The 8,064-nt window shown below is 45.3% G+C and carries 10 protein-coding genes; all 10 read right to left on the bottom strand.

Annotation, left to right across the window (positions count from 1 at the left end; all coding sequences use genetic code 11):
* Positions 1-150 precede the first annotated feature (150 nt).
* Positions 151-1,209 carry a carbonic anhydrase gene (locus tag B7Y67_RS07935; RefSeq protein ID WP_293598176.1) on the bottom strand — a complete coding sequence of 353 codons (1,059 nt, stop codon included), beginning with the start codon at positions 1,207-1,209 and terminating at the stop codon, positions 151-153.
* 49 nt (positions 1,210-1,258) lie between these two features.
* On the bottom strand, positions 1,259-2,041 hold the full coding sequence (locus B7Y67_RS07940) for a hypothetical protein (RefSeq protein ID WP_293598177.1): 783 nt from the start codon (positions 2,039-2,041) through the stop codon (positions 1,259-1,261).
* Positions 2,031-2,813 (bottom strand): flagellar biosynthetic protein FliR, encoded by a 783-nt coding sequence (locus B7Y67_RS07945; RefSeq protein ID WP_293598178.1) that lies wholly within the window; start codon positions 2,811-2,813, stop codon positions 2,031-2,033. The genes B7Y67_RS07940 and B7Y67_RS07945 overlap by 11 nt, the downstream gene beginning before the upstream one ends.
* Before the next feature lie 3 nt (positions 2,814-2,816).
* On the bottom strand, positions 2,817-3,086 hold the full coding sequence (locus B7Y67_RS07950; protein ID WP_293598179.1) for a flagellar biosynthetic protein FliQ: 270 nt from the start codon (positions 3,084-3,086) through the stop codon (positions 2,817-2,819).
* A 5-nt stretch (positions 3,087-3,091) separates the two neighbouring features.
* Entirely contained in the window at positions 3,092-3,838 is a 747-nt protein-coding gene (gene fliP, locus B7Y67_RS07955; RefSeq protein WP_215302796.1) for a flagellar type III secretion system pore protein FliP, read from the bottom strand.
* Positions 3,835-4,173, bottom strand: coding sequence for a flagellar biosynthetic protein FliO (fliO, locus tag B7Y67_RS07960; protein WP_293598180.1), 339 nt, complete (start codon positions 4,171-4,173; stop codon positions 3,835-3,837). The genes fliP and fliO overlap by 4 nt, the downstream gene beginning before the upstream one ends.
* A gap of 5 nt (positions 4,174-4,178) precedes the next feature.
* On the bottom strand, positions 4,179-4,556 hold the full coding sequence (gene fliN, locus B7Y67_RS07965; protein WP_215302791.1) for a flagellar motor switch protein FliN: 378 nt from the start codon (positions 4,554-4,556) through the stop codon (positions 4,179-4,181).
* A gap of 32 nt (positions 4,557-4,588) precedes the next feature.
* Positions 4,589-5,686, bottom strand: a complete 1,098-nt coding sequence (gene fliM, locus B7Y67_RS07970) for a flagellar motor switch protein FliM (protein WP_215302789.1) — start codon at positions 5,684-5,686, stop codon at positions 4,589-4,591.
* A gap of 32 nt (positions 5,687-5,718) precedes the next feature.
* Positions 5,719-6,471, bottom strand: a complete 753-nt coding sequence (locus B7Y67_RS07975; protein WP_293598181.1) for a flagellar basal body-associated FliL family protein — start codon at positions 6,469-6,471, stop codon at positions 5,719-5,721.
* A gap of 27 nt (positions 6,472-6,498) precedes the next feature.
* The coding region (locus tag B7Y67_RS07980; protein ID WP_293598182.1) for a flagellar hook-length control protein FliK at positions 6,499-8,064 on the bottom strand (1,566 nt) is incomplete at its 5' end.

Below are 8,064 nucleotides of genomic sequence, written 5' to 3' on the forward strand. Positions count from 1 at the left end.
AACTACTTTATCGCCGACTTGACGGGCAAAGGTCACCCTGAAATGAAGAAAACCCCAAAATCTGGGGTGTTTTCTTAAAAGCGGCAAAAATTGCCGATTTATCGCTGAACTTGGCAACCCTATTGGCAGCTTTTGCCAATAGGCCAAGATTTAGTTAGCTTTGGTTTCTTTTACTAAACGATCACCCTTTGGCTGCAATGGGCGGGCATTCATTGGATAAATGCGATCAAAGTTTTTGACCTGCTCTTCGCTGACATAAATTGGGTTTTTCATCACAAACCACAGTACATTCTCGCTGCAAGGTGGGGTTGTAAGCGAACCCATATAGGTGAAATAACTCTTATCAGCCGGCAGAATCTGATTTACATCGATCACTACTCCAGGCGCCTCTGACTTACCTTTAATCAGTGGGACATTATTCCAAAGCGTCTGAATGAGTCCATTTTCCTTAACCTCGTCACTTCCCCACCAGTACTTTTTGCTTGCTGCGGGCGGTTTTGTAGTCATTAATACGCCAACTACTGCCAAACTTCCATCATGGTGCTGGTGGACTAAATGGGCCACCATATCAGTACGCTCGCCATTGATCGCCTCTTCACTGGGCTTATGGAAATGGAATTGAACTAATCTGTACTGACGACCATCAGCAATCAGATTACTGCCTTCACCGTAATTAACCTGAATCGTATGGCCGTTATCGACGATGGCGAGTTGAGAAGGTCTATAAAGAAATTCTAAAGGTGTGAGCTCTGCTTTCACCGCTCTATCAACATTGATATTGATAGGTGATTGAGTCTTGCCTTTTAAGCAAGCCAAATTGTCTTTACTTAAATTACCCCAGTTTTCTGGGCCGCCAGGACCATCAACATAGGACCAATGCACGTCGTGATGATCCTTTTCAACCGCCTTAGCCGCTGCCTTAGTTGCCTTTGGCTTACTTTCAGACTTAGATTGCGCAGTGGTATTGCTAGCTGGAAGATCGCCAGTTCGTATAACAATATCGCCAGAACCCTTATTAATCTTATTTAAGAGGGCCTTGCTCATATCGTCATCACTAGATGATGAAGCTGCTGTGGCCGTGGTTGAAGCTTTAGGCTTATCAGCACTTACAGCAGGAGCCGGTGCATCACTAGCAATTGCACTTGAACTGATTGCATATGACAACGCAAGTGCAAACAAGGAAATAGATAGTTTGATTTTTTTATTCATAGATTTTCTTACGGATATTTTCGGCTTCGTGTTTATATTGCTTTATAAATCATGGCTTTGTAGCGCTCTTAGCGGGGCGCTTGGTAGCTGGCTTCTTGCTAGGCGCCACAGGAGGGGCACCATCACCATCCGCAAGACTTCCGCCTGGTAAAACGTCAATTGCAGGAGATCTGCTCCGCGAGAACATCCACTCACATTTCATGAGACCGGCAGCATCTTGATGATTCTCTAGCGGTGTGGATTGTTTTAATGCCACTTCAATCGCAGCATCAGTTGGAGGCGGGGTTAGATCATTACTTGTAGCCCACCTGAGAAAACGTTGATACCAACCTAATTTAGGCATCTTACCTGGGTCAGCATAAAAATTAGCGCTACAGATTTGCAGGCGACGCTCGATTTCACTAGCCGGCAAGTAATAACCTTCAATTAACAGCGATGCTACCTTGCTGTTACAACGAGCCCAAGCAGCCACTTCAATTTTCGAGCCAGTAGTTGAGCTGGTCGGCTTTTCTAATAAAAGCGAATCCACCTCACATTGCATTCTTTGTCCACGAATCTGCAATTTCTTGCAGACCTCTGGACCATTTTCGGCATAAGGATCGCGCTTGGCTGAGGAAGGAAAAGGAAACTTTGACTCACAGTCCTCCGGGCCGACCGGAGCTTGGTCTAAGGAATTCTGAGAAATAATCGCCCTATCTTCAGCAGACATAACTTGACTGGTATCACCCTCTGATGCGCTTGGACCCTCAGGCCATGGCTGAGCAAAACTAGTAGAGCCAAGAAGTAATAGTGACAGCGTCAGGAAAAACTGGATTAAGTATTTATCTTGCATTGGGTGTCTCCACGCCTTGGCGAATAAGTTGCAGTGGGTTTTCAAGAGAGCGCTCCAAAACAATTTTTAAATCAGGAAGAATCATAAATATAACTAGGAATGCCAAAGGAATACTGACAGCAAAACCAACCGAAAATAAATTCATCTGTGGACTGGTTCTACCCAAAAAGGCCTGCGTCAAATTAAACATCATATACACGAGTAGTACGGGCATGGATAAGATTAAGCCCAAACGAAATGAAGCGGCAACTAACTCCATCACCCCTTTAGATGACCACGCATTAGGCCACACCCCAACTGGGATTGTTTTAAAGCTACTCAAGATAATTTCTACTAATACCAAATGAATGTTGAGGGAAAAAGCCAGAGCAATCGCGGTGAGGCCCAAAAATTGACCCACCAAGCCAGAATCTAAAGCTGGATCTCGAAATGCCGTTGAGGCAAAACTAAAACCAGCCTGAAAGGATAAGATTTCTGCGGCAATATCAATCACCATAAAACCCAATCGAATCACAAACCCCATAAATGCCCCGATACATAACTCAATCACTGAGGCAAAGAAAGTAATGCTGCCCGGATTAGGAATTAACTCAGAGGAAATCACGGGCATCATGTAGGCGGCAAAGGAGATTGCTACCAGTAAACGGAATTGCATTGGGAGGGCACGAAACGCAAATAGCGGCGTGGTGAGAAAAAGTCCAAACACTCGCATTGAGGCAAACATAAAGATTGCCATGTACTGCTCAATCTGAAGACCTGAGATGGTCAACATAAATTAGCTCACCAAACCAGGTATACGAGCAAAGAGCTCTTTAATATAGTCAGTAAATAAAACTAAGGTGATCGGGCCAATCATCACGATCACAACGCCGAACACAATGAGCTTGGGAACAAAGGCAACAGTCGACTCATTAATCGAAGTGGCGGCCTGCAAAATACCAATCACTAATCCCACTACTAGCAAGGACATCAAGACTGGACCAGCCAATACCGCAGCCATTCTCAAGGCTTGGTACACCAAATCGATAATGACTCCGCTTTCCATAGGCGCTAATTAATGTAACTTTGCACAAGTGAGGTGGACAAGAGCGCCCAGCCATCAGCCAATGCAAACACAATTAACTTTAGTGGCAATGAAAACATCATTGGCGAGACCATCACCATACCAAGCGAAGTCAAGATACTGGCAACTGCAAAGTCAATCACCAAGAATGGCAAATAAATTACGAAGCCAATCAGAAAACCTGTCTTGATTTCGGAGATAGCAAAAGCTGGAATTAAAACAGTAAACGGAACATCCTCACGCGTGGCAATTTCTTGACCATACATCTTTGCAAAGAGATTGAGATCGTCTCGACGGGTTTGCTTGAGCATGAATTCTTTTAAAGGTTTAGCGCCTACCTCTACTGCCTGCGGAAATCCCATCTTGCCAGTAGAGTAAGGCTGATAAGCATTCTTGTAGATCGAATCAAAGACGGGATTCATGATGAATAGCGTCAAGAAAAATGAAAGGCCGATCAAAACAATATTTGGCGGCATGGTCGTCAAACCTAGCGCCTGACGCAATAAGGAAAAGACAATCAGGATGCGCGTGAAGCTAGTCATGAGAACCAAAGCAGCCGGCAAGAAACTGAGCGCTGTAAGCGCAATGATGGTTTCTACCGGCACTGCGTACATCGTGCCACCGCCACCCGCCTTAGCGGTTACTAAAGGCAAAGATTGACTCCAGGCAACTAATGGAAACAGCCCAATCAGGGCTGTAATTCCAAATGAGTACCAGAATATTTTTCGTTTCATCCTAATTTTCTTTTCACAAACTGGCGCAAATTATTTGCAAAATCTGCGCTTGCTGCTTGCGGCTTCAAATTAGCAACATCTTCGGGATCAAGCTCAGTTAGCAGAGTAATTTGACTGGGGGTATGACCCACAACCAAAATACGATTTAAGACATTGAGGACAATCACTCGCTCACGTGGACCTAACGCTTGCTGAGCCAAGATCATCACATGCGGATTACTGGCGCGGGTAGCTGAGTCGCGCTTTACCAAGAATGCAACAACCCATATCAGGGCAGCTGCAAGCGCAAGCCAAAAAAATGAGAATAGCAACATACCTCCGACCGAGGAGTCCATGTCAATTAACGATTAATTTTGCGCAGACGCTCTGCCGGAGTAACGATATCAGTCAAGCGAATACCGTAACGGTCATTCACAATCACTACCTCACCCTGAGCAACCAAGCATCCATTAACTACAACTTCGAGCGGCTCTCCTGCCAGAATATCCAATTCAATCACGGAACCATAAGTTAAGTTCAGTAGATTACGAATTTGCATTTTGGCGCGGCCCAACTCCACTGTGACTTGAACTGGTACATCCATCACCAAATCAATTTCGTTAAAGTCTGGGTTAGTTCTAGCACCTTCCTCTAAATTATTAAAGGTGGCTTTTCTCAATGAACCAGATACATCTGCACTAGTCATTGATTTTGCTAAATCGTTATCGTTTTCAGCCATGGTGATTCCCTATTCTCTACTTTCTTTGTGCTTCATTGACCATCAGGCACTAGGCCATCAGTCACTGCGCTAATTGTATCGCTTGCGTCTGGATTTTCGGGCACTTCAACATGACTTTTGGCGACTTCTGGAAGTTGCTCATAAAGCTCGCCTTTTTCAGCGCTGCGCATCATGCTTGGGCCAAGACGGGCACTTTCAAGAGGGCTCTTCAGGAATTCTGCTGGGTGTTGAATCGTGCCAACTTTTACAGAATAACGGCCATCTTTCGTGCCATATTGACCCTTGATCACTGGCAAACCATCCACATATACGGTCACAGGATCATTAATTTCAATAGGAATGATGTCCCCAACTGAAAGTGAGGTAATTTCACGGAGCAGCATTTGCTTACGAGCTAAAACAGCTACTGCAGTAACAGGGGCTTCATGAACTTGATCATTTAACAGATCAGTCCAATGCTGGTCAGGCTCGGTCGCAAAGCCTTGCATATTGTTGTACAGAATGCTTTTAACCGGCTCCAACACCCAAAAAGGAATACACAGATCAATATCGCCTGGTCGGCCATTAATCTCAATAGTGAATTTAGAGTGCAACACCATCTCACCAGGAGAGGTAATCTTGGCAAAACCGAAGTTGGTTTCCTGTCTCATGAAGTCAAACTTAATTTCATAGACGGATTTCCACGCTTTCTCGTACTCACTGAGAAAGGCGTCAACTAAGCGGCGAATGATGCGTAATTCTGTTGCAGTGTATTCACGCAAATTCAGGCGCGGAGCCAAACGACCTTCGCCACCAAACATATTGTCAATCGCGATGTACACCACGCCTGGATCCACAATCCAGCAACCCACACCGCGCAATGGACGAATACCAACAATATTGATATTGGTACGCTCTGGAAATTCATCCACAAATTTTTGATAACTCTTGACTACCGGAAGATGCATCTGCACTTCAATCGGTGCACGAATCATGTTGAAAAGAGTGAGTCGAACTGCGCGACTAAAGCGCTCGTGAATCAACTCCAAAGTCGGCATGCGGCGCCGAGCAATGATCTTCGATTTATCAAACATTGCACGCTGATCTTCAGCGTCAATGTTCATCTCGACATTGATTTCCTCTGCCGCCATGTTTTCCTAAGTGGACTTTCTAAAGTGGTCGATTACTGCATCACAAAAGAACTGAACAACACAGCTTGCACTGGCAAATCCATTTCAGTGACATTCCAGAATTCAGCAGCTGCTCTTGCTGCTTCCCCAGTAATTTTTTGACCAGAGGATGTCTCTTTAGGAACTGCACCAATACGCTCTAAATTTTGCATATCAGCGGTGCCCGGCTGTTGTTGCAAAATATAAATCGCAGTTAGCTGTGGAGCAATGATGGAATTAATCACAAGGGCGATTTCTCGTGCCATCATGACCTTACCTTCTACCGTAGCCAACTCCTGCATTTGACGTGATGACAAAACAGTAATGATCTTGTCCCGAATGACTGGCATGAAATTCTTGATTTTGCCTTCAGTAGCAGAATCATTGGTTCTTAAAACAATCTTTGCCTGAAGATAGTGCTCACCACCTCGACCAGGAAGATTAACAATCATTTCTTCAAGCGGGATGTAGATTGGTGGCGCATTTTCTTTGCGCTCCATCAACTGCTTCTTCAGGATATTTTCTGGGCGCTTTGCTTCAGCCTCTTGCAAACGCTTTGCTTCGGCTGAGTGCTGCATATACATATATCCGCCAACTGCAGCAACAATCACAACTACCAAACCAATAATGATAAAAAGTGTTTTTTTGCTTTTAGGCTTTTCGGCTTCTTCGGAACCATCGCCATGTGCGGGAGGGCCTGAAGCAGCCGCAGCAGGCGTTGCTGCATTTGGATCTAAAGTCGGTTCAATACGCTCTTCTTCAGCCATCGCTGTCTTCCTCTTTACTCAATAATATCAAGCATACAGGTGGACTGTATCGCTATTTCCCCTATTATCACCTGATCCGGCAGAACCGATGGCTAATGTTGTATTTGAGCTTTGAGAAATCGTAGATTGGCTGTTGTAAAAACCTTGTCGAGAACTGCCAAAACCTTGCTCTCGAGCCTGCTGAGATTGACCACCCTGCCTTAAATCGAGGGATAAATTCAGGCCCATTTGAGCAAATTCATTTTTCAGGTTTTGACCGCCCTGATCGAGACGGGACTTGGTGGCATCACTAGCACCCTCAACAATGAGGTGTGCACGTCCGGCCTGGTCAATTCTAAGGTCAATTCGGATGGTTCCCTGCTCTGGAGGGGTTAATTCCAACATAATCCGACCGCCACCAGACTTCGCTGCACTCATGACCTGCTCATGCAAGGGTCCTGAGGCCAAGGAAACTTCTGATGCTTTCAATTCGATCTTCTGTTGATTGCCTAAATTTTGAGCATCAGCCCTAGCTAAACTGCCATTACTTGCAGTAATCTCACTTAAATTTAAAGCATCTTTAAATTCTTGCTTTTCAGCATGGGACAAGTTTTGTGCTTCTACTGCGCCCTTGGCATCTACAGCACTCGCACTCATCAATGGTGCGCCACCTTTAGCAAACTGGCCTTTATCAGCTACATTGCCTGGTGTTAAGTTGACATCCAAGGTCTTAGATTTGGCCAATTTGTCGCCAGCACTAGTTAAAACGTTAGGAGTTTTAGGATCAATTACGTTTTGAATAGTAGTGGCCTTATTAGGATCAACTACACCAGCCTGCTCCACAACTACTGCGGATGTTTGCTGTCCAGCTCCCTCAATTCCCAAAAGCTTAATTGAGCCAGTTTCCGAGCCCTTATTGATCAGATTGGTTAACTGAGTCTGAATTTCTGGCGGCAAAGTAATGCCATTTTTCTGCGCCAGACTCTGAATAGTGCTAGCAATTTGTGCTGGGGTTTGGGTATTTTGCTGACCCAAGGACTGTTGCTGCAATGCTTGCAGTAAAGAAGCTGCCTGACCTTGCATAGCAACTTCCGCGCCCTGACCAGAGGCTTTCATTGCTTTGGAGAGCGCTTGACTGATTAAGGCTGTTTGTTTTGCGTCGAGCTGTTGTCCATTTGCCAATCCCAATAAGGATTGATTTTGTTGTGTATCTAAACTACTCAGCAAGCTCTGGATATTAGCGTTGGCATCAGCATTACTTACACCATTCGTCTGATTAACCTGACTTGGATTTTGGAAGGCAACGTTCAGCAAGCCCTGTGCGGCTATTTCTGCCATCAACATTTCAACTGGATCGGAATTTTTTGCAGCCCCAGCCTGTTTGCCGCCCATAGTAGGCAAATTTTGCATAGCAAAAGCGCCTTGTGTACTAGTTTGACTAGAATTTAACTGAGCATCGCGACGAGAGGCTGTAGAGCGGTCTAGCGCTGACAAGAAGGCTTCAAATCCGACAGGCATAGCGGAGCCGCCGGGCATTGAGCCCGACTTGCTACCTGCGGCATTTACGCCACTGGCTGCTGCTTGCATTCGAATTTGACCTACTGTTGGCATAGC

The organism is Polynucleobacter sp. 35-46-11, from assembly GCF_002281105.1.

Excerpts from the sequence above, each read along its gene's own strand:
- B7Y67_RS07935 (WP_293598176.1), bottom strand. The coding sequence starts at position 1,209 with ATGAATAAAAAAATCAAACTATCTATTTCCTTGTTTGCACTTGCGTTG.
- B7Y67_RS07940 (WP_293598177.1), bottom strand. The coding sequence starts at position 2,041 with ATGCAAGATAAATACTTAATCCAGTTTTTCCTGACGCTGTCACTATTA.
- B7Y67_RS07945 (WP_293598178.1), bottom strand. The coding sequence starts at position 2,813 with ATGTTGACCATCTCAGGTCTTCAGATTGAGCAGTACATGGCAATCTTT.
- B7Y67_RS07950 (WP_293598179.1), bottom strand. The coding sequence starts at position 3,086 with ATGGAAAGCGGAGTCATTATCGATTTGGTGTACCAAGCCTTGAGAATG.
- fliP (WP_215302796.1), bottom strand. The coding sequence starts at position 3,838 with ATGAAACGAAAAATATTCTGGTACTCATTTGGAATTACAGCCCTGATT.
- fliO (WP_293598180.1), bottom strand. The coding sequence starts at position 4,173 with ATGGACTCCTCGGTCGGAGGTATGTTGCTATTCTCATTTTTTTGGCTT.
- fliN (WP_215302791.1), bottom strand. The coding sequence starts at position 4,556 with ATGGCTGAAAACGATAACGATTTAGCAAAATCAATGACTAGTGCAGAT.
- fliM (WP_215302789.1), bottom strand. The coding sequence starts at position 5,686 with ATGGCGGCAGAGGAAATCAATGTCGAGATGAACATTGACGCTGAAGAT.
- B7Y67_RS07975 (WP_293598181.1), bottom strand. The coding sequence starts at position 6,471 with ATGGCTGAAGAAGAGCGTATTGAACCGACTTTAGATCCAAATGCAGCA.